The following is a 26,317-nucleotide window of genomic DNA, read 5'->3' as shown; positions in this document are numbered from 1 at the left end:
ATCAATATCGTAAATTCACTTAATCAAAGGAGCTCAACATGAGCCGTATTCTTCCAGTATCAAATCCATCAGGTGATGTAGCGACTACGTTAGCAGCAATCAAAAGTAAGTTAGGAATGGTACCTAACCTTTATGCAACCATTGGTCATTCATCCACGGTGCTTAATGCGTACCTTGCATTTAGTGATGCTTTATCCAAAGGGCGTTTAAGCGCGAAACAGCGAGAGTTAATCGCTTTGGCGATAGCTCAGGTAAATCAGTGTCAGTATTGCTTATCTGCTCATACCCTTATTGCAGGTAATACTGGATTAGCAAAGCATCATATCAAGGAAGCAAGACAAGCTAAGGCTGATAACACGTTGGATCAAGCACTGATTACCTTAGCCGTAGATTTGGTTGAGCAGCGTGGAGAGCTCACTACAGAACAATTAGATATAGCTAATAAAAATGGAGTTGATAGCGAGTTGATCTTTGAAGTGCTAGCCCTACTGACGGCTAATATATTTACCAATTATGCAAATCATTTAGCTCAAACAGATATTGATTTTCCAGAAGTAAGCCTTACGGTTTAATATTGAAAGGAGCAATTTATGCAGCAGGAAAGAGGTTATTTAGTCGGTCTAGCTGGTGTTGTACTTACGCTATTATGGATTGGTGTATTTAAGTTTACTCCGACAGAGGCGGAAGCAATTAGGCCACTAGTTGAAAGCCACCCGTTAATGAACTGGATGTTCAGCATTTTAAGTGTACAAGGGGTGTCAAACCTAATTGGGATTACTGAAATTATTGTCGCTATAGGTATGGTTGTTGGTATTTGTAAGCCAAAAATTGGTTATTGGAGTGGCTTAGCAGCAATAGTTATCTTCATTACTACATTAAGCTTTCTTTTTACTTTGCCAGGAGTTTGGAAAATAGTTGATGGTGTACCTGTAACTGATTTTTTTATACTTAAAGATGTCGTCTTCTTAGGCATTGCTTGGTTTAGTGTTGAAAGAAGTCGAGAGCTTATGAATAAAGGTAATAACTAAATTAAAGGTTTTATTAGGCGTCATTATGTTATGGCGCTTTTTATTATTTTAAAGTAAAGAGGTTGAATGGCCATTTTTATATATCATTTTAGCATGCTGTTATAATAAATGATTGACGCATTATCGTAATTACACCCACTTATAAGAGTTTTCTCATGTTGAGATTCCCTTAATATCTCAAACAGATTGCTAATATTTTCTTTTAACTCTTCTATAGTAGACTCTTGTTTACCTATATTTTCTTTTAATCTATCTAACTCCTCTTTTTTTATTTTTGAATTGGATATTGTGGCTTCTAGTTTTTTACTGTCTCGAGTTTGCTTTAATATTAATTCATTGTGTTGTTTTTCAGATTTTAATTTTTGTTCAGCATTAATCTGATGCTCAAGTGAACCCTCTATCATCACTTCTATTACTTTGTTTTTTTGCATGCCTTGATACGTGCAAATAAGCTCTAGCTTCTGCATATGCTTAGGTGTAATTGCTACATTAAGCATCTTTTTGGCTCCGTATTTTTTACGATAAAGGCGAGCTTTATGTGCTTTATACATCTTACTAGCAACGCTTTTAATAAACACAGTCGCTTCGACACTTGAATTATTTGTTTGGTACTGTAGGAAAAGCTGATCTTTCATCTGGGGTAGAATGAGGGTTGCATCAAGCGAAATTAATAATTTTTTCGAAAAATACTCCCTTACCCACACTAACTCAGCTGGTGTTTCTGAACGCAGAAAATCGAAGAGTTTGTAAAATTCTGCTCTAGTTAAGTTCCTCTCCATCATTGGTAATGCTCCTTAATTTGACTTGAACTAGCGATATTTGCATGAAACAGTTAACGATCTTCGTATATTCAACTAGTAGATTTACTAGTCGATAAATTGAGAATTATGACGATATTATCTCGGTTTTTGACGCTTTATTGTGCTATCCATAGCAATTATAGAAACTAATACATGGATTTACGTAAAGTGAAGTTGCTTAAAAGTATGACAGGAGCATCGCCCGAAACTAGGATCATCTTATTGCTATGGATAGCAATGAGGCGAGAGCTTTACGTGGCTTTGCCTTCGGAATATGCCAAGTATCTTGGTGTGAGTAAGAGAAGCCTAATGAAGGCCATTGATTACCTGCTATCAGAAGGATACATAGAAGAAGTGCCAGGCCTATCAAGGCGAAAGGGACGAAAGAGAGGGAGTGGGTATGATATCTCTTGTACATCATTACAATGGTTCGAGGAGTCAGTGAATGAGATATTTTTAAAGGATTATTTTTATAGCACTTTATATTTGAATATAAATGGGGATAGTCAAAAGCTAAGCTTAGAACCTCAAGTTTTGCTTCTAGTACTAATATCCACATCCGATCAGTTTTCAAGAGTTTATAATGTAGATTATGAATACATTAGTCAATTAACAGGGCTTAAACTTGAATATATAAAGTACAATCTATCCACTCTTGTTAATGAAGGTTTTTTGCGTCCGCTAGTCGTCGATTTTAAACCTAAAGGACGATTTTCAGTTATTGATCTTGTATACGAAGTAATAAAACCTCCATGTTTAATAAGCAAATTTAATTTTGAACCCTTGTTGTTGGGTTGTAATTATGAAAGTAGTTATTTTTACTTTGATGTAATACTGAGAGACTTATCACTTATTTATGATTGTTTAACAAAAGATAGGCGGGGGACAGCTTTATCAGAAAGGAATTGTGAATATGTTTTTAGAGAAATAATGACTATTAATGATAAACATCGTCATATTTATTTTGTAGGTTTCTTGCATTACAGTTCTAAAATAGGACATATGATTTTTAATGACAAAAAACTAAAAGAGCAAATTTTTATTTGTCATGAGATTTGTATAGAAAACCATGTTTTACTAGAGTTAAATGATGATGAATTGATTGATGAAATAGTATCATTTCTTAAGAGAATTTTTCCTTATGACGGAAGTGATGAGTTTAAACCTGATATGCTTAGAAATATGGTTAGTATTTATAGCGTTTATAAAAATAAGTTTGAATTTGTCAAACAGTGTAAAGACGTTAATGGCTTATCAAACATGGGGCTTTTTTATCACTTGTGGGCAGAGTCAATGCTGCCGTTTATCAAGAGTCTTTCGTCTCAATTAAGAGTGCTGTCTGAATCAAAGTCCTTGAAGGTGGAAGCGATAAGACTTTTACCAACGTCGAATGGAATGATTACTCAAAGGCCCGTTACCGAAAGTGGTGATGTACTGATGGGAAATACTATAGATGAAAAAGGCATTTCATATCAATTGGCTGTTAAAGATTCGGTTGAATTTTTTTGTGGTAACACTGGCTCACTTAAAGACAAGTATTGTGTCTTCGGGAAGGATGTCTATGAAAATAACTCCAGAGTAATTATTGGTGAGAAGGAGTACGAGATTACTATTAAATATAATTCTCAGGTATTTTAGCTTCCGGATCGCTTGGGCTAGTATCATCCGGTATGTTTCGGTAATAGTATTATATACACAACTCTTAAGTTATTACGTGTTGAGACCAGTCATCATGTAAAAGATTACACAGATATATAAACCTATGTAATTAATCATAGGAGTATCAATCATGTTTCAATTCGAGTCATACCATCAGTTAAACACTCCATCTCAATATCGATATATCGAAAGCTACTTGTCTATCTTTGAAAGGGTACTGCACCAGCAGTTGGCATGTAACAAACGTATTACCTGTATAAGATTAGACTTACGATTCCCTAAAGTTTCCAATTACCAGGACCCTAAAGTTATTTCACGCTTTATTGATGCACTTAAGGCGAGACTTAATGTTTGGAAATCACAACATGCAGTCCAAGGTAAACAACATCATCGACTAGGGTTTAGTTATGTGTGGGTTAGGGAGCGCCACAACTCTCATAACTGGCACTATCATTTAGTGCTGTTCTTCAATAAAGATGCGTTTGCTTATTTAGGTATTTTAGATTTAAACAGAGACAACATGCGATCTCGTCTTGTTGAAGCCTGGTCTAGCGCGACTGGAATGATTGATATTGAAGTTAAGTCATTAGTACACATTTCTAACAAAGATATTAAGTACTTAGATTCAAACTCTGCAGAGTTTTATGAACAGTTAAACCGCTTGTGGCAACAGCTTACCTATTTGGCAAAAGTGGTTACTAAAGATGTAAATGACGGTAACCGTAATATTGGTTACAGTCGAAAGGTTTTCTATTAGACAAAAAATCATGAGAGGTTTAGGCCTCTTTGGTATCTAGGCATTGGATGTAATCAAGCTGAAAGCTTGATTACATCTCAGCAGTGGCAACCGTTAAAAAGTGTGGTTTCTTACTTTTTAAACTGATGTTATGCATAAAATAAAGCTGACAATTATCAAAATTTCTAAGGTATTAGCATACTCTTTACTGAAGGTTGTTAATTATTTGACAAGGTGGTCTTAAAAACTATTAGCCGATGAAATATACAAATATTTAACAATCTGGATACGTGCGCTGTGTCTAAATATTGTTCAGGCCAATAAAGTAGAGGGTTGCTATGGAAACTAAATGGCAACATTTTATCACACTTGATACATGTTGTATCGAGCGTTTATTAATCATTGACAAGATTTAACAATTACTTTTTTATTAATCTCTAAATTATGGAACTTAAATATGGATGTTTATGAAAAATTTAATGTTATTTTTTTATTTTGTTCTTTTTCTGCATCAGCTTATTACCCTACCTACGTAAGTAGAACAGATCACCTTACAGAGCTAAGTTATAAATCTTCGGGATCATGGAGAAGCATAGTCATAAATAATAGTCTGGCGGGAAAACCTTTACATAATGAAGTCAAATCTGCTTTCAACTCGATAAATAGTGAACTATTTGATTATGTTGAGTCTGCAGCAAGAGAAGAAATCAATGATATACCCACTCTTCGTTTTCGAGAATTAAAGTATGCGAAGCTTGTTGGGCCGTTAAAAACAAAAATAATAACAAGTGGAGATGGTGTTATCACAACTGAGGTAAGTGGATTTAATTTTTCTTCTGAAGTGAAAGTAGAGTTTACGTTATTTACTCTATATGGGAAGGTTAATACATCTGAACTAAGGTTTTCGGCTGATTACGATGTTATAACTGGCAGAGTTTATAACCTCCGTGACATTGGTCATATGCAGGTTAATTTTGATGTTGACGGAAATGGAATAATCAATAGCGCTGTTGCTGAAGTTTTAGAAGCATTAGTGAATATCTTTAAACCTGATTTTATTCAAGACTCGGTAGATGAATCACTTGATCAGTTGATTGAAAATGAATACTACATTGCAGGCTTGGATAGTGTTATTCCTGAGGGGGTGTGGGTCATAGAGAATATCGATATAGGCATTAAAATTAAGGATGCTATTCGCGGTATAAAGGCTGGAGAATATATCGATATAACCCTAACAGAGTGGGATCAACGTTTCTATGAAGGTTCAAAGTACAGATACTACTATCGTAATCGAGTTCAAATAGATATCTCAAATAATTACAAGTTCGACTATGGAAATGAACCGGTATTTGCTACAGGAGATTGGATAAACCCCTGTGCTGGACCAGGTGGTTCTAATAGTGGTTGCTATGAGCCGTAATACATATTCACCGCTTTCCCTTAAATTTAAACAGGATGTTGATTATGACTAAATACTTATTAATACTTACATTATTAGCCAGCATTTTTCTTACTGGCTGTAGCTCGTTACATGAGGTACCTGCCAGTAGCAGTGCTTCAGTAAGTCAGAACCTTAAGGTTGGTGATACAGTTAAGATTACCAAACTATCTAATGATGTATTGGAGTTTGAGATTGAAGGCATAACAGGAAAAAGAGTGTTTGGTGAAGGTATATCAGTAGATATCTCCGACATTGGAAAAATTGAAAAGAAGGAGTTCAGTGTATTTAAAACACTGTCACTTTCTTCAGGGCTTGCAATACTCGGTGCAATGGGAATTCTCATCATTGCCTTATAAGCTAGGTAACCATAGAAGTTTGGGGGACTGTTTATAGTCCCCTGGAATTCCTATAGCATCGACTACAGTGTCAATCTAATTGTATGTGGATTGTGTAAACGCCCATTTCTTGATAAGCGATAAAGTTATCGCAAAACATTGAAACCAACTCCCGTGCTTCTCGTTCACCAATCCATCCACTGAATAAGCTATACACTTGCTGTGAGTTAAAACAGATATCGATATCTTTTACTAGTTCAGGAAATGGACTCCCTCTAAAGGCAAAGTCGGTCACATAGACTAAGCGCCAATGATCTTGTTGTTTCTCTAGTCGGACTTCCACTGGATGGTAGCCACCATTGTCAGCTGAATAATCAGGATCACGGAAGTTGAGGGTGATGGCATTTGAGTTATTGGGGTGGGTATTAAAAAGTACCCGTTCCAGTAGTGTAAAAAATGCTGTGGGCATCTTGGGTGTTTGGTTTCTAGCGATATTAATGGTCATGGTGTATTCCTTTTTAATTGTCATAATGAAATAGGCCTAAGCACATAAATGCTTAGGCCTTGTGTGCTTGCTGAGTGGTGTAACGGCTTGAAGTGCGATAATTAGGTGATGCTAAGTTTTTAAGTTAACTAGAGTGATAAGGGAGCTGGTGAGGGGGAGTGGTAGAAGGACGGAAGGGATAATCTAGTTTGCTCGTATAATATTTTTAAGATGTGGGATAAATGGCAATGTACAAATAACCATGGCTGCCTAAGGTGTCAGCCTCACAGGTGAAATCACCTTGTTGAATCTCGACACATTGCTGGTGGCGGTGATCAAGCTTGCCAGAGAGTACCTGGTTTTCAAGTTGCTTAATGATCTCAGGGAAGGCGTCGTTGAGTAGCTGACCTTGCTCTGGGGGAAAGTTGCCGACAAAGCCTGAGCGATCCCACAGGAAGTCTAAGCGACTGCCTTGCAGAATAAGCCGCGCACCAAATCGCGGCGTAATATTACGCTGTAAGCCCCATTGATAGGGCATAGATGGTTGAATCGTTGTCATGCTGAAACTCCTTTGAATATTTGCTTGAGTTGATGTGTTGCAGGTGGATGTGAGGTAACGCTATAGAACAACAGATAAGTGGTGATGGCAGATGTTTAACTAGGGGCATGTATTTAAGTATGTACGCTCCAATTGGCTTGCTGATTACTGCCATGGTTGTAATAGACACCGTTGATAGTGCGCTGCCAAACATCGGTAGGTTGACCGTGCTCATTGCAGATACAACTGTAACGACAAAAATCTATCTTTTTTGGTAAATGCTCAACCAGATCCCTTTGAGAGACAAACAGCAATGTCTTATGTAGGGTGGTGTTGGGTTTGACGATAGGGTGACCTGTCGTTTCACCTCTTTCATTAAGCGGTCTTGCAAACATCGGTAAGATGAATTCAACCATCAATCTTCTGCGCAAGTCAGGAAATGCGGCGCAAGCTTCAGCCACGCATGCTTGAGAAAAACTGTCAGTAAATTCGATCATGCTGAACTCCTTATTGATTCGGTAACCCGTTGGTATTAGTCATTGTTGATTACACAGTTGCTATAGCAAGCCGCGCTCAGCGAATGACACTGGTGTTTTACCTACCACGATATGATCGAGTACTCGCACATCGATCAATGCCAATGCATCGGTTAAACGCTTGGTGATCAGTTTGTCAGCTTGAGAGGGCTCAGCTTCACCGGATGGATGATTGTGGGCCAAGATAACCGCAGCGGCATTAACTGCTAATACGGCTTTTACTACTTCTCTGGGATAGACGCTGGCAGCATCAATGGTGCCAAAAAACAGCTCATTGAATTCCATTAGCCGATGTTGGTTATCGAGCATCATTACTGCAAATACCTCACGCTCGTAGTTGATCATCTTGTAGGTCAAAAATTGTTTAGTTGCTTCAGGATTAGTGAAAACATCGTCAGAAACTAACTTTTCGGCGATGATGTTGGCGGCAGTGGCTAAAATTTCATTAGATGTTTTTGGCCAGGTTTTTATGTCAGTAACAGATGATTTAGCTAGCATATTAAGACTCCTTATTTGTTTAGTGGGTCTATTCGCAAAGTTGATATATATCTAAAAAAATTTGTACGGGATTGAAAGCAATGAGCTTTGGGTTGAGGACTGTTGAGATCATGTTTAGGGAAGAGACTGCAAGTTAAAAATTACTGGCACTGGTTATTGAATGAGATTAACTACCGGGACCTCATCATGAAACTAATCAGACTCAAAGATGTAATCGCATGCACAGGCTTAGCACGTTCAACAATCTATAAGTACATAGAAGAAGGGATTTTCCCTAAGTCAGTGTCATTAGGCGACCGCGCTGTAGCGTGGGTAGAGAATGAAGTGCAGGAATGGATATTAGAACGGATTGAAGAACGAGACTTACGGAATGGAAAGGTTAGTGAATGATAGATTGACTGCATAAACGGAGAGCCTAAAAGACTCTCCATGATATTGAGCTAAAATGCTTTAGCTATCCGATTCAACCGCCCACTTATAACCAGCAATAACGCCAAGCAAGAATAACTCAGCAATTGGCTTGTGCATCACAAAATTAAACATAATTCTGCTCCTTTAAAGCTTGGTAAATACTCACGCCAACCGCAAAGCCTGCGATAAATGCAATAGGCATAACGCCTCCTAAATGAATCACTAGAAAGTAAAAAACAGCTGGTGGCTTGATGTCCACCAGCTGCTTTGCTGTGCCGTTATTGGTTACAGCATAAGGATGATATATAGGTGAAAATATTTCCAAATTTGAATTAAAAGAGGCTAAACACCTATGCCTTTCCCCCTATTTATTAGCTGGTTCTTGAATACCTTTAGTTTTGATGTAAACCGTTATTGAATATCCAATTCCGTACATTGCTGCAAACATTCCCCAGCCAGCGGCAGCCTCAAGATCTGTCTCTGCAAACGCTACAGTTAGTATCAAACATAATGAGAAAAAGCCCATCCCTACAATTGACATAGTTTTAACGACTGACATGTATTACTCCTTTGTTACATTGTTTGTGTGCTGCACTAGTTAAGAAAGCATAGGTATGATTCAAATTTGATTATGGGATTAATAGTCTAAACTTAAATGACCTCTATAGAGGTCAGATGGTACCCCTTAGTGCGTGGTTAGTCTACCTGAATCTACGTGAAAATCGTCAGATGTATATACTCTGGAGATCTCTGTGGATAATGATGAAGTTACAAAAGTTGGTTTAGTATTTGGTAAAGCGATAAAGCTTCGCCGGATAGAACAGGGACTAAATCAAGAAGAGTTAGCTGACAAAGCCAATTTAGCGCGCTCTTTTGTGTCAGGTATTGAGCGAGGTGTTGCTAAAGCAACCGTCATTTCAGTGTGGAAACTAGCTACGGCTTTAGATTGTAAGCCGTCTGATATTTGGGTTGTTGCAGAACGTTTATATTAAACTCAATCCATAAACGGTTTATATAAGTTTGCATTAAAAAATGTAAACCAAGAGTCTGTTAACAATATTGGTGACTTGGCTAAGGTTTACATTTTAGATGGTTTTGTTATTAAAATGAAAATATCGTGAATACCAGCCTGATTGCGTTGCGGTTTTGTGACGCGATAATGTAAAGCTGTTTTTCTTGTGGCTGATAGAGGTTAATAAATCGCTTGATCTGCAGATGCAAATGATAACTAATATCATCAGTTTATTGGTTAGATATATGCACCATTATGTTTTTCGAAAACTTATTGAGTTCTTCCTACGCTACACAAGTTGATATTTTATTCATTAAAAACTTGGCTTTCTCATCATTGAGCAAAGAAGTACTTTTTTATACAGACTTTATTTTATCTGTTTTAGATCCTGAATATTTCACCTTTCTAAATCCGCTTCTTATCTTTTATTGCGTAGCACTCTTGTGCTTTGTTCCTCTCTCGATAATTCATCTATCCAATGTCAAAAATGCAAGGCAAGAAACACTTTCAGGCCGCGACTTTAAAGAACTTTCTGTATCGCCTCAGATTCATGTCGGGTCATCGTCAATTCTTTGGATTTTCGGGCTTTATTGGCATAACGCTTCAATTTCACATTTTTACCAAGACTTCGAAACATTAGCTGCAATAAGGCTTAAGTCTTGTTGTTAGTTAAAGAGCGAATGATCTAGGTACATCAAAACATCTGCTTTAAATACGAGTAAGACCAAACGAAACTTAAGGAATAAGTATGTTTAATGATAGATCCAAGTTTACTTTGAACACGCTAGCACTGGCAATTTCAACTAGTTTGAGTTGTTCAATCGCCTTTGCTGAAACACAAGATTTAGATAAAAAACCGGAAGTCATAGTTGTCACAGGTAGTCTATTAGGTAATTCAGAAGTTGCCGATTTAAAGAATTATACGGGTAACCGCTCCATTATCACCTCAAACCAAATAGAGCGTACATCAGCCCGCTCTATTGATACAGCCTTACAGCAGGTGCCAGGGATTAAGATTAAAGATGAAACTGGAACTGGCATTTTGCCTAATATTTCTGTTCGTGGTTTAGATAGCAGTCGAAGCGGCTACGCACAAATATTGTTAGATGGTATCCCTATGACATTGGCGCCCTACGGGCATACAGGACAATCACTTTTTCCCGCTACATTATTTATGATAGATAGAATCGATGTCGCACGTGGTGGAGCATCGATTCAATATGGCCCTAACAATGTTGGTGGTGTAATTAACCTTATCTCTAAACCAATTCCAACAGACTGGGAAACAAGCTTCAATGAACGCATTACTTTCTTTGGAGATAGCCGCAATCTGTTTGATACTAATGTCAGTACTGGCGGTGCAATCAATGACGATTTCTCTATGCGTTTAGATGGCAACCTCACCAAAGGAGAATCCTTCCGTGACCACTCAGATACAGACATTAAAAATCTGATGCTGAAGACTGTTTGGAATATTGATGAGCAAAATAGTTTAGATACGACATTACAATATTATGATGCTTTTTCTGAACTACCTGGCGCACTCAATACGCCAGCTTACGAAGCCGACAGAACACAATCCCTTCGCCCTAATGATGAATTTAAAGCCGATACAAAAAGAGCCTCCCTTAAGTATAGTCATGTACTTGATGAGTCGACCTTCATTGACTACGGTGAGTTTGACCTTACGGCTTTTGGTAATAAAAGTTCACGTAATTTTCAGTGGGATTTCTATGATAAGAACAAGGATACAGATGGTGACTTAGGCAGTCATTGGAGTGACACAACTCAAGAAGCTACTCATCTGAGAAATTCTCCTCGAGATTTTACGGTATTTGGTATAGAACCAAAAGTAAGCTTGTTAATTGATGGGGAGATAAACCAACACATTATAGCTGGAGTTCGATATGTTAACGAAGATATCAGCTATAAACTCAATCATATTGATAAGTCTACACAGATAGCTGTCCGTCCACGTGATTGGCAGATGGATACTGATGCAATGGCCTATTATATTAGTAACAAGATTAGCTTCCTTGATGATGTGTTTTCTATTACACCAGGTCTAAGGTATGAAGATGTCCGTATGACTTTTACCAACATTGGCCAAGATTACAGTCAGGATAACCATGTTAAAGAGTGGCTTCCAGGTATAACAATGGGCTATGAATTCTCTGATAATTGGTTTGGCTATGCAAATGCGCAGCGCTCTCTGCGAACACCGCAAATTTCACAGTTATGGCCAAAAGGGCAAACGCTTGAATCTGAGCTGTCGTGGAATTATGAAGCTGGTGTACGCTTTACACCTACAGATCGCAGCAACTTAAACTTAGCACTCTATCGTATAGACTTTAAAAACAAAGCTGAATATGACAGAAACATCAGCATGTTTGTTAATATAGGAAAAACTAAAAACCAAGGTATCGAGTTAGAAGGGACTTATTCGCCAGCTTCACTACCAGATCTTACTTTAACAGGCGCTTATAACTATTTAGACACAGAACAGTTAGATGGGCAGTTCGTAGGCAATCAGTTACCGTTTGTATCTAAGCATCAATTCTCTGCCAGCGCGCTCTATAGTATTCAAGAGGTTGATTTAGGCCTTTTGGCTTATCACTACAGTAAGTCATTTGCTGATCTAGCTAATACAGTTGAAGAAAATGTCTCTGGCACTGCAGGAGAGATGCCTGCCTATACAGTGGTAAATTTCAATATAAGTACTGAATTTTTTAAGAAGAACAATCATGGGGTTAAAGTGGGATTATCGGTAAATAACCTGCTTGATAATGAGTATTACTTTAGAGGATTAGATGTCTCACCCGCAGGTCGCGTGCCAGCTCCTGGACGTTCGTTTAGCTTAGATTTGGGCTATACGTTTTAAGAGTGACTATTTAGATGTAAAGTTACAAATGGAGGCGGCTCTAATCAAACGATTAGAGCCGCCTTTTTTAAGTTAGCTAATAAATATTTATCATTATTTTTTCTAGTTAGCGTGAAGTTAATGTCCGCTAAAAACCTTCAGAAATTCATGCGCAGTGGTTCCGCAAGCAATACAAACCTGTTCTAGCTCTAAAATTCTAAGCTGTCGCTCACCACTTTCGTATTTTGAGACGAAACTTTGTGGTTTGTTTAACTTCTGTGCTAGTTCACTTTGGTTTAAAGTTGCATTCTTTCGCATTAATTTCAATGCATTACGAAGAGATTCTTCTCTGTCTGACCATTTTTCATCTTGAAATGATATTTCAGATTGAAAAGTATCCCAAAATAGGATATTTTGTTGTTCTGATCCTCATGTATAGTTTTAAAGCTCCCTAGCATTTATGAAGAATGGATGTTGACGTTATTTAAGTTTAGCTGGTTATCTAGAAAAGTGAGGGAATGTCTTAAGGTGGCTTTATAACTGATGATTTTTATTGGTGTACCTGCAGGTTTTAGCTACATATAAAATTTGTTTATAGATTTTAAGTGGTAGTGCAGAAACGAACAGTTTTGTGGATTTATGTTAATTGTAGTTTTTAGCTTATGTTGTTACACGTTTAATTAACGTTATTTACAGAACTGATAATATGTGAGTGGATGCGTAACAAAGGTTTGATTCAATCTACTTTCTTGTTTAATTAAAATATAAAAATGTACGATTGGTATATAGACAAAAACCATGCTGTACGTATAATGCGCAGCCTCCTAAATATTCATTCTAAATAGAACGTTATATCACTTATCTGTTGAATATACTTTCAGTTAAAAGCTAAATTAGGTCACGCTTAACCACATGGATTGGTAGTTGTTATGTTGAATAAATTTTTTGTTTTTTTATTTTTGATGATAATGATTTTAATTACTAACTTTATTGTCTACTCATTAGATAGAGTTAAAGATGAGAAACGTTTGTTTCTAGTTGTTGCTGAATTAAACAAAGTGATGGCGTCAATTTTCAATGGTGCATTAATATCATCTGAAGTTTTGAAAGAGATGGTCGAAGTATCTGATGAAAATAACTTAACATCAAAGAAATTTGACCGAATTTCGAAAGATTTACTAAAAAGCCATAAGAATGTTGATTCAATATTGCTATTGCCAAATGGCGTTGTTACCTATGTCTACCCTTATGAGGATAATAAAAAAGCTATTGGGCATGATGTGTTATCGGATCCAAATAGAAAGTTAGGGAGTATGGAAGCAATATTAAAAAGTGAGGTTTCAGTAATTGGTCCAGTTTCATTAATTCAAAATGATAAGCAAGCTTTTATTGTTAGAAGAGTAATTCGAAATGGAACTGAATTTTGGGGGCTAACATCCTCTATAGTTTACTTGGAGTCTATACTTAGCAGTATCGATACAGTGATAAAAGACTATGATATCGATAGTTATCATATATCTGGCTATAACCCTGATAGTAAGGCACCTTGCGAAAAGATCATAACTTCTAAGGGAATAATTGAAGGTAGAGAGCTATCAGCAGTTGTCGGTGTTTTTAACACAAAATGGGAAATCTCTGTATCTAAAAGCAAATCAGAACCATATATTAAAATATTTATATTTTTGTCTTTATTAGTACTTTTTTTGTTATTTCTATCACCTTCCTTTAGGTACTTTAAAAAGTACAAGGGTAGTGAAAAAGAAAAGTTAATACTGGAAAACGAAGCTCATACTGACTATTTAACTGGTTTGCCTAATAGAAGAGGGTTTGAACACCAGATTAGGAGCTTTCATCATTCAGATAATTTTGGCTCAGTTGCTATTTTTGACATTGATTTCTTTAAGAAAATCAACGATACGTATGGCCACGATGTCGGCGATGGAGTCTTGGTAGGTTTTGCTAACTTTTGTAGAAAGCATGTTCCGGATCGCTTTGTCTTATCGAGAAGCGGAGGCGAAGAATTTATATTATTAATGCCATTAACTAAAATCGAAGATGCAAAAGCTCAATGTGAACAATTAAAGGTGTTGATTTCAAATGAAAAAATAGCTGTTGATTCTTTAGTTTTAAACTTGACGATGAGTGTCGGTGTTTCTTACTTTGAGCATACCAAAGAGATTAAAGCTGCTCTAACTTTAGCTGATAAGGCACTATATCGAGCTAAACAGGGGGGAAGAGATCGTGTTTGCGTTAATTGATTTTATACCAACTAGTTAATCAATGTCGTAGATTAACCAGTTGATTTTAAATTGTATTTTGTTAGGCGGTGTCTTTGCAGTTTTTTAAGATGGCATAATATAATTTTGCAGTTGACTCATGTTGCATATTTTCATAAGTGGTTACTAAGTGGTAAGACGGGGATTTGTGATCAGGTATTTCTATGTCGAAAGGTTTAATTAATCGTCCACTTCGCAACTCTTTTTGCACTAAAATGCTATTTACGTATGCTATGCCCCCACCTTGCATTGCAGCTTCTATAGATTGAATTGAGTTTTGAAAAGTAAGCTTCTGTTGTGTAAAACTATTACTTAATAAATTTAGTCTTTGCAGTACAATATCCCATTGGACGAGTCTATTATTGGTATAGATAAGTGTACTTTTATCTATAGTCTCTTGATCAAAGTGATGGCCTTTGTCTTTTAGATAATCTGGATGACATACGGGGATCATTGTTTCATCGAACAAATGTACTGAGTACATATTTTCCCAGGTATCGTAACCATATCGGATAGCGAGGTCTAAATCTGATTTAGAAAAATCTAGATAGTCTAAGGTGTCAACAAATTCAATATTACTATCTATATTTGAATCTAAGTCATTCATTAGTACTGGAAGTAACCAGTTCTTCAGTAAAGATGGGGGAACTGCAACTCTAACTTGTGGCCTTTTTCCTTCAATTCCAAGATCAATCGTAGCCTCTTCGATATTCTTAAGAATAATTGATATTCTTGAATAATATCTGAGACCATAACTCGTTAGTTGTATTTGTCTATTCCCCCTAATGAAAAGAGACTTACCGATAAATTCTTCAAGCTTGTTTATCTGATGACTTACTGCGCCAGGTGTCACATTTTGTTCTGCTGCTGCCAATTTGAAACTCTGAAAACGGGCCACAGATTCAAAATAGATAATAGATTTTATTGGTGGGAGTGTTCTCATTTTATTCGTATCCTTGTAAATAAATGAACTTATCAATCAATCTAAATTGTCAGGTTACATTTATTGTTTATAAATTTTACTCTGGTAGTTTAGTTTTTTTATTGTATTTAAAATAACTAAGCTGTCAGGTTAATTAAATTAAACTATTATCTTGTCGGTTTAACTCAATTGATTTGATGTATATTAATGTTTAAATTTGTGGTGTGAATGTTATTTGGATCTCATTATCAACTTATTTTTTATTTATTATCTTTTAGATGTTCTAACCAGAAAGTAGTAGATGGTAATAATTGGTTTACGTTCTAGTTGTATACAGTTTTGTGTGCTTTTTTCTTTTTTGCTTTTTCATTTTTAGATGGAAAGAAGAAGTGACTGACGACAACGGTTTCTTAATTATTGATTTACTACTTTTTCTTGGAACTACAGGAAGTTTCTTTCTAGGTTTATTTATAAAAACACTAATCTAAGGGTAAGTTGATGAAAAAAATAACATTATTATCGTTGTTTATTTATGCGAGCTTTTCAGTTAATGCCGCTGATAATCTTGCTGAATTCCATAATGAGTCGGGTATTGATTGTAAAGATTGTCACGCAACAGGGGTAAAGAATGTTCAGGATAACCAGCTAGAACAAGATACTGCATGTGTGTCTTGTCACGGTGATCTAAATACAATTGCAACAAAGGAACTTAAAGAGAAAGAGCTATCCGTTCATCATAACCATCTAGTAGATATTGGCTGTACCTCTTGTCACTCGGGACATGCTGAACCTGTTATGAATTGCATAACATGCCATCAGAATTTTGATGAGAAATTTGCTATGCCGTTTTTAAATGGCAAGTTAAATGCATCGATAAAATTTGATGATGTCACCGAAAAAGAGCTAACAGATGCGATTATGGATGGACCCGCAGAAACACATCAAATGATTATTATTGGTGCAGGCTCTGCTGGTTACTCTGCTGCAGTACAAGCAAAAATGTCTGGTCTTGACGATATAATTATTTTCGAGAAACAACCTTATATCGGCGGCAACTCTCAATTATCTGCTGGTGGCTACTCGGCTGCAGAAACAATAGCTCAGGCCCGCTTAGGTTATAAGGATGGTATAGAACAGTTTTATAACGACACCATGAAGGGCGGTCATAATATCAATGATCCTAAGTTAGTAAAAAAACTAACAGAGGATAGTGCAGATGGACTTAGTTGGTTAACTGCCTTAGGAGGAGACTTTTCCGCTGCAAGGCGTGGTGGGGGACATACGGCGGATAGACTTCACAGACCAGCAGGCGGGAAGAAGAATGGTCCTGAACTAATATCTGTTCTGCAACGTAATTCAGATGCATTGGGCGTGAAAGTCGAGACAAATAATAAAGTATTAAAGATTGTTCGGGCCAAGAGCGGCGAAATAGCGGGTGTTGTAGTACAAGGAAAACACTCAGGTCTTCGCTTCATTGCTGCACCAACAGTTGTGTTGGCTACTGGTGGCTTTGGGTGGGATAACAAGTTAGTCGCACAATATCGACCAGATTTACTCGGAACGCCCTCAACAAATGCGCCTGGTAATACAGGAGATGGTATCGGTTTAGCTAAGGGAATTGGCGCAAAGATGGTTGATCTGAAAGAGATCCAAACATTCCCTACAGCAGGTAATGGTGTACTGGTTATTACAGGAACAATACGTGGTGCTGGTGCGATTTTATTAAATCATCAAGGTAAGCGCTTCTGTGATGAAATGGGGCCAAGAGATAAGGTTTCTGAATGTATTTGGGAGTTAAAAGAAAGAAGTGCTTGGCTAGTTTGGGATGAAGAGATAATGAATGAGGTCAGTCAAGTTAAAGGGCTTGAACCTCTAGGTATGTTAACTAAGATTGAAAGCTACAACGATTTTAAGAAGGTTAATATTGACCCTGCTGTAGCTAAAGTATCGATAGAGCAATATAACAAGTACCAGAAAGATGGAAGCGATCCTGATTTTGGACGTAAATTTATGGCTCGTTCACTTAAGTTCCCATTGTATTTGGTCGATACCTCGCCAGCGATTCATCACACCATGGGAGGTGTAGGAATAACGCCAGAAGCTCAAGTTCGAGACGAAAATGACGAGATTATTCCTGGTATGTTTGCTGCTGGAGAGGTGACTGGTGGCGTTCATGGGGCAAATCGTCTAGGTGGAAATGCGATTGCAGATACAGTTGTGTTTGGTCGTCAAGCAGGTAAGTCAGCTGCACATTATATTATTAATAAGACTCTATAGTTAAAACTTTAAAAATAGGGTAGCGATGAGCGCTATCCTATTTTAGTCTGTTCCAATCATATTATGAATTTTATAGCTACCGTAATTAATCAACAGTCAATTAATTCACGTTTGTGGTCAATGACTATTTTTAAAGGTATAAAGTCACCATCTCGTTTTTTTAGTTTTTAGTTAGTTTTCTATTTGAAATTGATTTCTCTATCTTTTATGGATTTATTTTTGTATTTACAAATCACGCCTTTGTGAAACAATATGTAACACTTGTTGTTGTTTTGTTTTGATTGTATTTTTATTTAGTACCCTTGTTGTTTTGTTTGTTTCGCATCGAATTAATTCATTTTTAAATATAAGTTAGTTATATAGTGATTATAAGTGCTACTTATTGCACTTATGTTTTTGTTGTTTTTTAATTGATTGATAGTTGTTTTGTATATCTTGGTTTGGATACAATGTAAGAAATATAAAGTTAGCTTGGTTTTATATTGATTGGAATTCTAAAATGTTGTGTTAGTGCACTGGTTAACTTTTTCGTCTGTTGATATTGAGTTTTGATAAACGAATTTTTAGATAATTACTAACATGGAAGTGAAATGTTTAAATGTAGATGTTAATTATGAAAATTCAAATAGAAAGTTTAAACACTTTTATCGCTGCTGCTGATACTGGTTCATTTAGTGCTGCAGCAAGGAAACTGAGTAAGTCTCAAGCTGCAATAAGTCTTTCGATTCAGAACTTAGAGATTGATTTAGGGTTCGCTTTATTCTATAGAAACAGAAAACTCCCAGAGTTGACACAGCAGGGGGAGTTAATTTTGAAAGATGCTAGAGACCTTATGTCTCAGTATCGAGCCTTTATTGAGCGTTCAATTTCCATTTCTAACGTAGAGCAAGTTAAGTTATGTATAGGGATAGACCCACTTGTTTGTTGTCATAAGATTAATGAAATAATTCAAGATTTTTCAACAGCTTTTCCATTGATTGAGCTTAAGATTGTACAGCGGAGCAGTGAGTCATTGAACCAAAAACTCAATGATAAGAAAATAGATTTTGCGTTGGGTATATTCAAACATGATATTAAAAGTAATTTTGAGTATCTCTCTGCATTTAAATTACATGGTTATTGGGTCGTTGCCCCTAACTATGCCAAAGAATTGAAGCTATTTTCTGATAATGGAGTCGTGAAAGCAGACAAGAGTCTGTTTAGTAGAGCTCGAATTTTATTGCCTTCAGAAACCCCTTCAATATATATAAATGAAACCAACATATCAAAGCAAGTTTGGTATGTTGAAGATATACATACACTTTTGTCTTTTTGCCGAAATGGACTAGGTTTTGCTTATTTGCCAAGCTTTGTTGTTGAGCATGACTTGAAAAATGGGAAACTAGATAAGTTATTATTGGAGTCTGATTTGAGATCTGAAAACTACTTGATGGCATCATTGATTTACCCTGCAGGAATAAGCAAGTCAATAGCTATGGAATGGTTATCTCAACGTTTCTTAGATTTTAAAGTATGTCGATGATTCTGAATGTTCTTAATCGAGAACTATAAAGTAATCTGATAGGTCCTATTTTTATTTAAATTTAACTGTGAGATAAGCTCTGCCTTGTATTTATTTTTATCTCTAATGTAATTTGAATTAAATAGGATTTTTTATGAATAAGTTTTACTGCAATGCAATGGCTTTTCTTGCTACATACAAAAAAGACGAGCGCGGTGTAACAGCTATTGAATATGGTTTAATTGGCGTCGCTATGGCTGTCGCTTTGACCGCTGCATTTGCTTCTGACGGGAGCTTAATGACTGCATTAAATGACGCATTTGCAAAAATTACAGCTAACTTGACTAAAATGACTGGTAGCTAAGTTAATTTTTAGTTTCTTATTATGATAGCGATCACTCTTTTATTGGTTATTTTGGTTTTATGTTGCCTTAGCGATATATTTTACCGCCGTATTTCAAATAAAGGGTGTTTCGCTGTATTGATTACTTGTGTGTGGCTTGCAGCTAGTCAACAAATATTGCTTGAAGGTCTTCTTAATGGACTTTCAATTTTTCTGTTGAGCCTATTACTTTTTAGATTCAGGTGGCTTGCCGCTGGAGATGGAAAGTTAGCGAGTGCGCTTGCTGTTGCCTTGCCTCAATCTTTACTGCCTATTGCACTTTGGTTCACATTGTTATGTGGTGGAGTGCTAGCCGTAATCTATCTAGTTAAGTATCGAGTGATTAACCGTATTCCCCGTGAAAGGGAGCTTGGATTACCATATGGTATTGCAATTTCTTTTGGGTTTTACATTCCTATTTTGACCTCTTATCTAGGTTAACAGGGAAGAACACGATTGTTAAATAACTACTGATGTTTATCGGCCCAACAGAATAGTTGAAAATGCTTAATTCCAAATTGATATTCATTATTGCATTTATTGCGGTCCTTGCTGGGCTATACGGCGTAGCCGATAAACTACTCACTAATCCAGAGCCTGAAGTTCTCGTCTCGACAGACGACAGTGCTTTGAACACATTAACTTTATGGCAACTCAAAGCTGCAATGAAAGAAGGCAGTCGCTTATCTTTTGCAGATCTCAAAAGGGTTCAGTTGAATAAAGATGATGCTTTAACTATTGGTGTAAAAGCTGATGTCGAACTTCAGATAGACCCTAGAACAGTATTAAATTCACCGGTTAAGGCTGGTCAGTACTTATTACCTGAGTTGCTTTCGAATCCTGGTGATCCTGGTTATTTGAATCTTATTACGCGTGACGGTATGACTCTTTATCCATTATCCGTAGCTACTCGTAATTTAATCGAAAATTATATTATTCCAGGCGACCATATCAACATTTTGGCTGTTAGCTCTCCTCTATATAACTTAGCCAACGACAATGGCAATTCGAATGATTTTGAAGGATTACAGGCTTCTTTGTTGATGACAAAAGTGAGGGTGATCTCGGTAGGTGATTCTGATACCAAAAATCAAGGCAGTAGTATAAATCCAAGTATGAAAAGTACTAATAAAGATGAAATCCGAATTGTTATTGAAGTCAGTCCACAAGATCTTGCTCGGTTAACGTTAGCGCAAAGAACGATGCATTTACAGATTTTTCATAGTTCTGATGATGCTGACGGCTCCAGCGCAGATGTCAGCGATATTATCAAGAATTATACCGGTATCGTTGAGTTACGAGGCGATTCACAAAACAATGTTGGTGGAATATTTTAACCATGAAAAAACGGATATTTACTTGGATTAATAGCGTACTCGTTAGCGTGTTTTTATGTGGTAATACATTGGCTGCGGACAGGTTTGTTACATTAAATGATGCTACAAGCATTGAACTTGAACAGGAGATTGGTACGGTTTTTATCAGTCAGCCTGAGATTGCAGATTATAAAGTTACCGGTAAAAATAAATTAGTGGTTTACGGACGACAGTTAGGGCAAGCCCGGTTATTTATCTATAACAAGGCCCATGAAGTTATTTTATCGGAACTTCTTCATGTAGATCTCAACCTCTCTCAGATAAGACGCCAACTAAAACTTGTGTACCCGGAGCTGGATATATCACTTGCCTCTGTTGGTGATAAAGTTGCAGTTCGAGGCGTAGTTTATAGTGAAGAACAACGTAGTGATATTTATCGCCAAGTTGCAACGTTTCTTGGCCGTGAGAAGATCGAGCGTTTTGATGAATCAGAGTTGGTCGAATTTAAGGACTCCTTCACTGAAGCTAACTGGTTAGCGTATGAGCGTAACTTTACTTGGCAAGGGATTATCGAGGGGCTAACACTTTCACAAACTCAACAGGTTAACGTCAAGGTGTCAGTTGCTCAGGTGACAAAGGAGTTTAATGAAACCCTTGGTGTGAACTGGTCTACTGTTGGGCGTAGTGTCGGCGAGTTCTCTTTCTTGGACTTTAAAGCCGATGATTTAACAACAGTGATAAATGCACTTGGAAAAGACAGTATTGCTGAAGTCCTAGCTGAACCTAATTTATCCGTCATGTCAGGAGAGTCTGCTAGTTTTTTGGTTGGTGGTGAAATCCCTGTGATATTTACTAACAATAACACCACCAATATTACCTATAAAGAATTTGGTATTCGTTTAGATTTATCGGCCAAAGTACTCAATAACGATAAAATTAAGTTACAGATGATGCCTGAAGTCAGTGCTGTGGAAGGTTTTATCGAAGCCGCAGGAATTAAGATCCCCCAATTAACAACACGACGTGCAATGACCACAATAGAATTGGGTGACGGCGATAGTTTTCTGTTGGGTGGTTTGATGAGCAGTGATGAACTTGAGAATATTAGCAAGATCCCCTTGCTAGGAGATATTCCCGTTTTTGGCTCATTGTTTCGCCAAGCAGGTACAAGCCGTAAAAAGACAGAGCTTGTGATTGTAGCCACTGTCAACCTTGTGAAACCACTTTCCCCCGCAGAGATCAGACTACCTAAGATCACTCCGACCAAATCATTAGCCCGCTTTTTTAACGTAACACCTGCAGCTGGGGAAAACGAAAACATTAATGTCATTCAGATGCTTAACCAGGGTGGATTTATTCAATGAAAACGTTAATTGTGAGCAGTTTAATATTTTGTTTATTAGCTGGATGCGCTGATAAAGCAATGCCTCAAATAGGCAGCGAAGCGATTATTTATCAGGAACTACACCATTTGATTATCGAAATGGAGGGGAAGCAAACCTCTGATGAAATAGGTCACCAAATTGAACTCTTTATTGATGGTTTTGACAGTAATATCGAACAAACTTATTGGACTTTAGATTATCAGAATGCTGATAAAGCATTCATTGAGCCTTTAAGAAATCAATTGCTCAAACGAGGTGTCACGCCAGCTCATATCGTCATTGAAACAGTACCTTCTACAGATAGAGTGATAAAAATTCGTGTTGGCCAATATAAGGTTAGAACCCAAATATGCCGTCGTGGCATTTTTGGAGAAATGAGTGATGACATAGGTTGTTATGTTGAATCTATGCGGCTGAAGCAGGTGAGAGAGCCACGAAGCCTAGTATTAAAGAAAGGGACATAAGATGTTTGACTTAGCCAAAGTTATCACTAAAAACAGTGAGAATTCGCGGGAACAAAATGGACCCGCTAGTTGTTCTTTTTATTATCAAACGTCTGAATGTTTAGCTTTAATCGAAGAGGTCTTTCGTTTTGAAGGTTGGAACCTTCCATATTGTATAAAAAGCTCTACTCCAAGTGCAATGCAGTTTGATGGTCTTAAAGATATCGTCATCTTAGAGCTTAATCAGTCTACTAATGTTGTTAAGGATGCTCGAGAGTTTTCAGCGAAACTTCCCAATCAAAAGGGGGTGGTGGTTATAGGTAAAGAAGACACCATTACCACGCTGAGAGAGTTAAAGGAAATGGGGATTTACTACCTGTTTTGGCCACTGAATCAAGAGGAATTAAGTGAGTTTCTTCGCCATGTTCATAATAATCTTCAACAAGCTTCTGGAGTAAACAAGAACCGTAAAGCCAAGCGTGTTGCTGTTGTGAGTAGTAAAGGCGGTATTGGTAATACAATGATTACTTGTGAATTAGCCGCCACCTTGTCTTACCAAGGGGTTGATACGATACAGGTTGATCATCAGTATTTTAGCAGTAATACCGATATTCTATTGGGCCTTAAAAACTTTGAACGTCAGGATACAGAAAATCTCTCCCTGCAATTACGTGATATGGATGAAGTCAGTGCGAGTAATTATTTAAGGAACGTTGATAAACACTGGCGTTTATTGGCATTTATAGGGCCTAAATCTGCAGACGAACTTTATAGCGATAGCCAAAATATCGCTGACTTACTTAGCCGTCAAGCCAACTTTATTATTGAAGATTTCTCTAGTTCTAATGATTTTGTAATGGATGCTTCGTTGCTTTCTGAGCGTATTGACGTGTTTGTTATAGTGCTAGATGCCACCGTGTCTTCCGTAAGGAATGCTAGCAAGATCATAGAGAAAATTGATCTTCATAATCTATCAGGTACGGCGGATATTCGTATCTTAACTTTTTTGAATTTACATCGTCCAGATGGGGCTTTCCCTTTAAAAAGGGATGAAGTTGAACGTTACCTATCGCGACCAATCGATGTGCAGTTAGATTATGCTGCTAATTTTTCAGCCTCGATGCTATCAGGTAAACGCCTACATAGATTGGAAAAGCGTAACGGGGCGTTCAGTCGTTTAGCTCGCCTTATTCAAGGTAAAAAACCAGAAGTGGTCCATTCCCCATTCGGTAAGTTTAAGGCTCTGGTTACACGATGAATAACAAAGAAATTTATCTAAGCTTTCGCGATCAAATTTTCGAGGCGCTCGATGCTCAAGTGATCGCTAATATGTCGCGTGAGGAACTTTCTCGGCAGATCCAAAGCGCCGTAGAAGTGCTAGCCAACAATTTTAGTCAACCTATATCTACTGCTGTACGCGGGATGACAGTCAAAAATTTGGTTGATGAATTGCTAGGGCTTGGGCCGCTGCAGCCGTTGCTTGAAGATGACAGTATCAATGACATTATGGTCAATGGACCCGACCAAATCTTTTATGAGCGAAACGGCAAGATTCATAGTTCTGACGTGGTGTTTGTGAATGAAGCTCAATTGCTTGAAATTGCACAACGTATAGCCGCTAGGGTGGGGCGTCGAGTAGATGAATCATCACCGATGGTTGATGCGCGTCTGAATGATGGTAGTCGAGTTAATATTGTTATCAAACCCATTGCTATTGACGGTACAACGATCTCTATTCGTAAATTTAGAGAGCAAAAAATTGGGTTAGAAGAACTTGTCGGGTTTGGCTCGCTATCCCCTGAAATGGCTAGAGTTTTGATGATTGCAGCTCGTTGCCGCTTAAATATCTTAATTTCGGGTGGAACGGGCTCGGGTAAAACAACGCTATTAAATGCACTCTCAAATTATATCGCAGATGATGAGCGCATAATTACTATAGAAGACGCGGCAGAATTGAACCTGCAGCAACCTCATGTTGTTAGGCTTGAGACTCGTCCCGCGAGTATTGAGAACAGTGGTCAAGTAGACCAAAGAGATCTAATTATTAACTCTCTTCGGATGCGTCCAGATAGGATTATTTTGGGTGAATGTCGTGGTGCAGAAGCATTCGAAATGCTACAAGCCATGAACACTGGCCATGATGGGTCAATGTCGACACTCCACGCCAATACTCCAAGAGACGCCATTTCGAGAGTTGAGTCTATGGTAATGATGGCCTCGCTTAATCAACCTTTAGACGCTATCCGCCGTACGATTGTTGGCGCGGTCAATCTGGTTGTCCAGGTAAATCGTCAACGAGATGGCTCTCGAAAAATTACCAGTATTTCAGAGGTAGTCGGCCTTGAAGGAGAGAACGTTGTAATGGAAGAGTTATTCCGCTTTCAACCTTCTGACGGCCAAAGCATGGATAAGGTACTTGGGGAATACCTTTCTCCAGGGATAATGCAGCGATCTATTTTGATGCAGCGTTCTGCGTATTTTGGTTTGCAAGAGGAATTAATGCACGCTTTCAGAGGTGTGCAATGATCTTGTCTCTATCTTTCATTTTATTTGGCGTTGCAGCGCTATTGTGGGGCATGCGAAGCCGCTCGATAAAGAGTCAATTTCTAGTTAACAAAGTGCAATCTTCTGAACTCGATGAGTTTCATTCTGCTGTAAAGCTTGAGTCTCTTCAGCATAAAGCTTGGTTTTCAAAAATTCAGATGTTACTTCGACCCGCATTTATGGCTTTAGGCGATAAAGCTTGGCTTAAACTTACGTTTTTCCTCTGTTTCTTAACGAGTGTAGGCATCTATATCAATAGCCTCTTACAACTTGACAGTATTTGGTTGCCAGCAGCTTTACCCATTCTAGGCTCCTTGTGGGGATGGAATTGGTTAATGAGGAAAAGAAAAAAAGCCTTTGATGAAACCTTTCCTGATGCACTTAACATCATGATGAGTGCAGTTTCTTCCGGGGAAAGTATTATGCAGGCGATCACTTATGTTGGAAAATCTCTGGATAATCAAATTGGATTAGAATTTAGAGATATGGGAGATCGACTTAAGTTAGGTGAACCCCCTGAACAAGTATTTAAGCGTGCCTGCAAGCGATATCCGTACCCTACATTTTTATTCTTCATTGTGACAATAAGAGCCAACATGTCCAGAGGTGGCCAACTTAAGTCGGTCATGGCTAGGTTAATTCGTGTCTTGATGGATGCAAGAACGTTAGATAAGAAAAAAGCTGCGATGACTTCCGAGGCAAGATTGTCAGCTAAAATTGTCGCTTCTTTACCTTTTTTCTTCATGGTTTTATTGAGTTATTTAAGCCCTCAGAATGTCGATTTCGTGCTCACTGACCCTGCTGGGAGGTATGTCCTGTATTACGTTGTAGGAAGTGAAGCGCTAGGTATGTTTATTATCTGGTTACTTATCAGGGCTGTTCGTTAATGATTGAACGGGTCCTAATCATTAAGCAGTTTAATTTGAATTATGT

28 protein-coding genes are annotated in these 26,317 nt (G+C 37.5%); 20 read left to right on the top strand and 8 right to left on the bottom strand.

What is annotated here, in order from left to right:
* The first annotated feature begins 38 nt into the window (after positions 1 to 38).
* Both L2747_RS05085 and L2747_RS05080 read left to right on the top strand, forming a co-directional pair.
* On the top strand, positions 39 to 572 hold the full coding sequence (locus L2747_RS05085) for a carboxymuconolactone decarboxylase family protein (protein WP_248998005.1): 534 nt from the start codon (positions 39 to 41) through the stop codon (positions 570 to 572).
* A gap of 18 nt (positions 573 to 590) precedes the next feature.
* Positions 591 to 1,028 carry a DUF417 family protein gene (locus L2747_RS05080; RefSeq protein ID WP_248998004.1) on the top strand — a complete coding sequence of 146 codons (438 nt, stop codon included), beginning with the start codon at positions 591 to 593 and terminating at the stop codon, positions 1,026 to 1,028.
* A gap of 83 nt (positions 1,029 to 1,111) precedes the next feature.
* Here L2747_RS05080 and L2747_RS05075 read toward each other — a convergent pair whose 3' ends face one another.
* Complete coding sequence (locus L2747_RS05075; RefSeq protein WP_248998003.1) at positions 1,112 to 1,810, bottom strand: RepB family protein; 699 nt, start codon at positions 1,808 to 1,810, stop codon at positions 1,112 to 1,114.
* 171 nt (positions 1,811 to 1,981) lie between these two features.
* Here L2747_RS05075 and L2747_RS05070 point away from each other — a divergent pair, with 171 nt between their 5' ends.
* The 4 genes from L2747_RS05070 (at position 1,982) to L2747_RS05055 (ending at position 6,020) form a co-directional block, all read left to right on the top strand.
* The gene (locus L2747_RS05070; protein ID WP_248998002.1) at positions 1,982 to 3,466 is read left to right on the top strand and encodes a hypothetical protein; all 1,485 of its coding nucleotides are present in this window, start codon (positions 1,982 to 1,984) and stop codon (positions 3,464 to 3,466) included.
* Between the two features lie 151 nt (positions 3,467 to 3,617).
* A complete protein-coding gene (locus L2747_RS05065) occupies positions 3,618 to 4,244 on the top strand; it encodes an inovirus Gp2 family protein (protein WP_248998001.1) in 627 nt (208 codons plus the stop codon).
* A 436-nt stretch (positions 4,245 to 4,680) separates the two neighbouring features.
* Positions 4,681 to 5,643, top strand: coding sequence for a hypothetical protein (locus L2747_RS05060; RefSeq protein WP_248998000.1), 963 nt, complete (start codon positions 4,681 to 4,683; stop codon positions 5,641 to 5,643).
* Between the two features lie 44 nt (positions 5,644 to 5,687).
* Positions 5,688 to 6,020: a hypothetical protein gene (locus L2747_RS05055; RefSeq protein WP_248997999.1), complete on the top strand. Its 333-nt coding sequence runs from the start codon at positions 5,688 to 5,690 to the stop codon at positions 6,018 to 6,020.
* Between the two features lie 70 nt (positions 6,021 to 6,090).
* On the opposite strand, the gene L2747_RS05050 is transcribed toward L2747_RS05055, so the two are convergent.
* The 4 genes from L2747_RS05050 to radC all read right to left on the bottom strand — a co-directional run bounded on the left by L2747_RS05050 (position 6,091) and on the right by radC (position 8,055).
* On the bottom strand, positions 6,091 to 6,504 hold the full coding sequence (locus L2747_RS05050; protein WP_248997998.1) for a DUF2787 domain-containing protein: 414 nt from the start codon (positions 6,502 to 6,504) through the stop codon (positions 6,091 to 6,093).
* Positions 6,505 to 6,709: 205 nt separating this feature from the next.
* Positions 6,710 to 7,042 carry a type IV toxin-antitoxin system YeeU family antitoxin gene (locus L2747_RS05045; RefSeq protein WP_248997997.1) on the bottom strand — a complete coding sequence of 111 codons (333 nt, stop codon included), beginning with the start codon at positions 7,040 to 7,042 and terminating at the stop codon, positions 6,710 to 6,712.
* Between the two features lie 113 nt (positions 7,043 to 7,155).
* The gene (locus L2747_RS05040) at positions 7,156 to 7,518 is read right to left on the bottom strand and encodes a hypothetical protein (RefSeq protein ID WP_248997996.1); all 363 of its coding nucleotides are present in this window, start codon (positions 7,516 to 7,518) and stop codon (positions 7,156 to 7,158) included.
* Positions 7,519 to 7,578: 60 nt separating this feature from the next.
* Positions 7,579 to 8,055: a RadC family protein gene (radC, locus tag L2747_RS05035; protein ID WP_248997995.1), complete on the bottom strand. Its 477-nt coding sequence runs from the start codon at positions 8,053 to 8,055 to the stop codon at positions 7,579 to 7,581.
* A 186-nt stretch (positions 8,056 to 8,241) separates the two neighbouring features.
* Here radC and L2747_RS05030 point away from each other — a divergent pair, with 186 nt between their 5' ends.
* Positions 8,242 to 8,445: a helix-turn-helix transcriptional regulator gene (locus L2747_RS05030; RefSeq protein ID WP_012154513.1), complete on the top strand. Its 204-nt coding sequence runs from the start codon at positions 8,242 to 8,244 to the stop codon at positions 8,443 to 8,445.
* 385 nt (positions 8,446 to 8,830) lie between these two features.
* On the opposite strand, the gene L2747_RS05025 is transcribed toward L2747_RS05030, so the two are convergent.
* The gene (locus L2747_RS05025) at positions 8,831 to 9,025 is read right to left on the bottom strand and encodes a hypothetical protein (protein ID WP_248997994.1); all 195 of its coding nucleotides are present in this window, start codon (positions 9,023 to 9,025) and stop codon (positions 8,831 to 8,833) included.
* Between the two features lie 193 nt (positions 9,026 to 9,218).
* Here L2747_RS05025 and L2747_RS05020 point away from each other — a divergent pair, with 193 nt between their 5' ends.
* Both L2747_RS05020 and L2747_RS05015 read left to right on the top strand, forming a co-directional pair.
* Positions 9,219 to 9,458 (top strand): helix-turn-helix domain-containing protein, encoded by a 240-nt coding sequence (locus L2747_RS05020; RefSeq protein ID WP_248997993.1) that lies wholly within the window; start codon positions 9,219 to 9,221, stop codon positions 9,456 to 9,458.
* Between the two features lie 768 nt (positions 9,459 to 10,226).
* Complete coding sequence (locus tag L2747_RS05015; protein ID WP_248997992.1) at positions 10,227 to 12,359, top strand: TonB-dependent receptor family protein; 2,133 nt, start codon at positions 10,227 to 10,229, stop codon at positions 12,357 to 12,359.
* A 117-nt stretch (positions 12,360 to 12,476) separates the two neighbouring features.
* On the opposite strand, the gene L2747_RS05010 is transcribed toward L2747_RS05015, so the two are convergent.
* On the bottom strand, positions 12,477 to 12,665 hold the full coding sequence (locus tag L2747_RS05010) for a helix-turn-helix domain-containing protein (RefSeq protein ID WP_346347774.1): 189 nt from the start codon (positions 12,663 to 12,665) through the stop codon (positions 12,477 to 12,479).
* A gap of 602 nt (positions 12,666 to 13,267) precedes the next feature.
* Between L2747_RS05010 and L2747_RS05005 the strand changes: the two genes are divergently transcribed.
* A complete protein-coding gene (locus L2747_RS05005) occupies positions 13,268 to 14,596 on the top strand; it encodes a sensor domain-containing diguanylate cyclase (protein WP_248997990.1) in 1,329 nt (442 codons plus the stop codon).
* 61 nt (positions 14,597 to 14,657) lie between these two features.
* On the opposite strand, the gene L2747_RS05000 is transcribed toward L2747_RS05005, so the two are convergent.
* Positions 14,658 to 15,557: a LysR substrate-binding domain-containing protein gene (locus tag L2747_RS05000; RefSeq protein WP_248997989.1), complete on the bottom strand. Its 900-nt coding sequence runs from the start codon at positions 15,555 to 15,557 to the stop codon at positions 14,658 to 14,660.
* Positions 15,558 to 16,034: 477 nt separating this feature from the next.
* On the opposite strand from L2747_RS05000, the gene L2747_RS04995 reads away from it, so the two are divergent.
* The 10 genes from L2747_RS04995 to L2747_RS04950 all read left to right on the top strand — a co-directional run bounded on the left by L2747_RS04995 (position 16,035) and on the right by L2747_RS04950 (position 26,271).
* Positions 16,035 to 17,813: a flavocytochrome c gene (locus L2747_RS04995; protein WP_248997988.1), complete on the top strand. Its 1,779-nt coding sequence runs from the start codon at positions 16,035 to 16,037 to the stop codon at positions 17,811 to 17,813.
* A gap of 613 nt (positions 17,814 to 18,426) precedes the next feature.
* The gene (locus L2747_RS04990) at positions 18,427 to 19,335 is read left to right on the top strand and encodes a LysR family transcriptional regulator (RefSeq protein WP_248997987.1); all 909 of its coding nucleotides are present in this window, start codon (positions 18,427 to 18,429) and stop codon (positions 19,333 to 19,335) included.
* Between the two features lie 133 nt (positions 19,336 to 19,468).
* On the top strand, positions 19,469 to 19,678 hold the full coding sequence (locus L2747_RS04985) for a Flp family type IVb pilin (protein WP_248997986.1): 210 nt from the start codon (positions 19,469 to 19,471) through the stop codon (positions 19,676 to 19,678).
* 21 nt (positions 19,679 to 19,699) lie between these two features.
* Entirely contained in the window at positions 19,700 to 20,137 is a 438-nt protein-coding gene (locus L2747_RS04980; RefSeq protein WP_248997985.1) for an A24 family peptidase, read from the top strand.
* A 62-nt stretch (positions 20,138 to 20,199) separates the two neighbouring features.
* Entirely contained in the window at positions 20,200 to 21,033 is an 834-nt protein-coding gene (locus tag L2747_RS04975; RefSeq protein WP_248997984.1) for an RcpC/CpaB family pilus assembly protein, read from the top strand.
* A gap of 2 nt (positions 21,034 to 21,035) precedes the next feature.
* Positions 21,036 to 22,376, top strand: coding sequence for a type II and III secretion system protein family protein (locus L2747_RS04970; protein ID WP_248997983.1), 1,341 nt, complete (start codon positions 21,036 to 21,038; stop codon positions 22,374 to 22,376).
* Positions 22,373 to 22,861: a hypothetical protein gene (locus L2747_RS04965; RefSeq protein WP_248997982.1), complete on the top strand. Its 489-nt coding sequence runs from the start codon at positions 22,373 to 22,375 to the stop codon at positions 22,859 to 22,861. The genes L2747_RS04970 and L2747_RS04965 overlap by 4 nt, the downstream gene beginning before the upstream one ends.
* 1 nt (position 22,862) lies before the next feature.
* Positions 22,863 to 24,098, top strand: a complete 1,236-nt coding sequence (locus L2747_RS04960) for a CpaE/TadZ family protein (RefSeq protein ID WP_248997981.1) — start codon at positions 22,863 to 22,865, stop codon at positions 24,096 to 24,098.
* Positions 24,095 to 25,366, top strand: coding sequence for a TadA family conjugal transfer-associated ATPase (locus tag L2747_RS04955; protein ID WP_248997980.1), 1,272 nt, complete (start codon positions 24,095 to 24,097; stop codon positions 25,364 to 25,366). Before L2747_RS04960 ends, L2747_RS04955 begins: the two co-directional genes overlap by 4 nt.
* Positions 25,363 to 26,271, top strand: coding sequence for a type II secretion system F family protein (locus L2747_RS04950; RefSeq protein ID WP_248997979.1), 909 nt, complete (start codon positions 25,363 to 25,365; stop codon positions 26,269 to 26,271). Before L2747_RS04955 ends, L2747_RS04950 begins: the two co-directional genes overlap by 4 nt.
* The last annotated feature ends 46 nt before the right edge of the window (positions 26,272 to 26,317 follow it).

Source organism: Shewanella marinintestina (assembly GCF_023283845.1).
Classification (GTDB): Bacteria; Pseudomonadota; Gammaproteobacteria; order Enterobacterales; family Shewanellaceae; genus Shewanella; species Shewanella marinintestina.
Note: the sequence above shows the minus strand (reverse complement) of the source record. Positions and strands in the feature narration are given on the sequence as shown.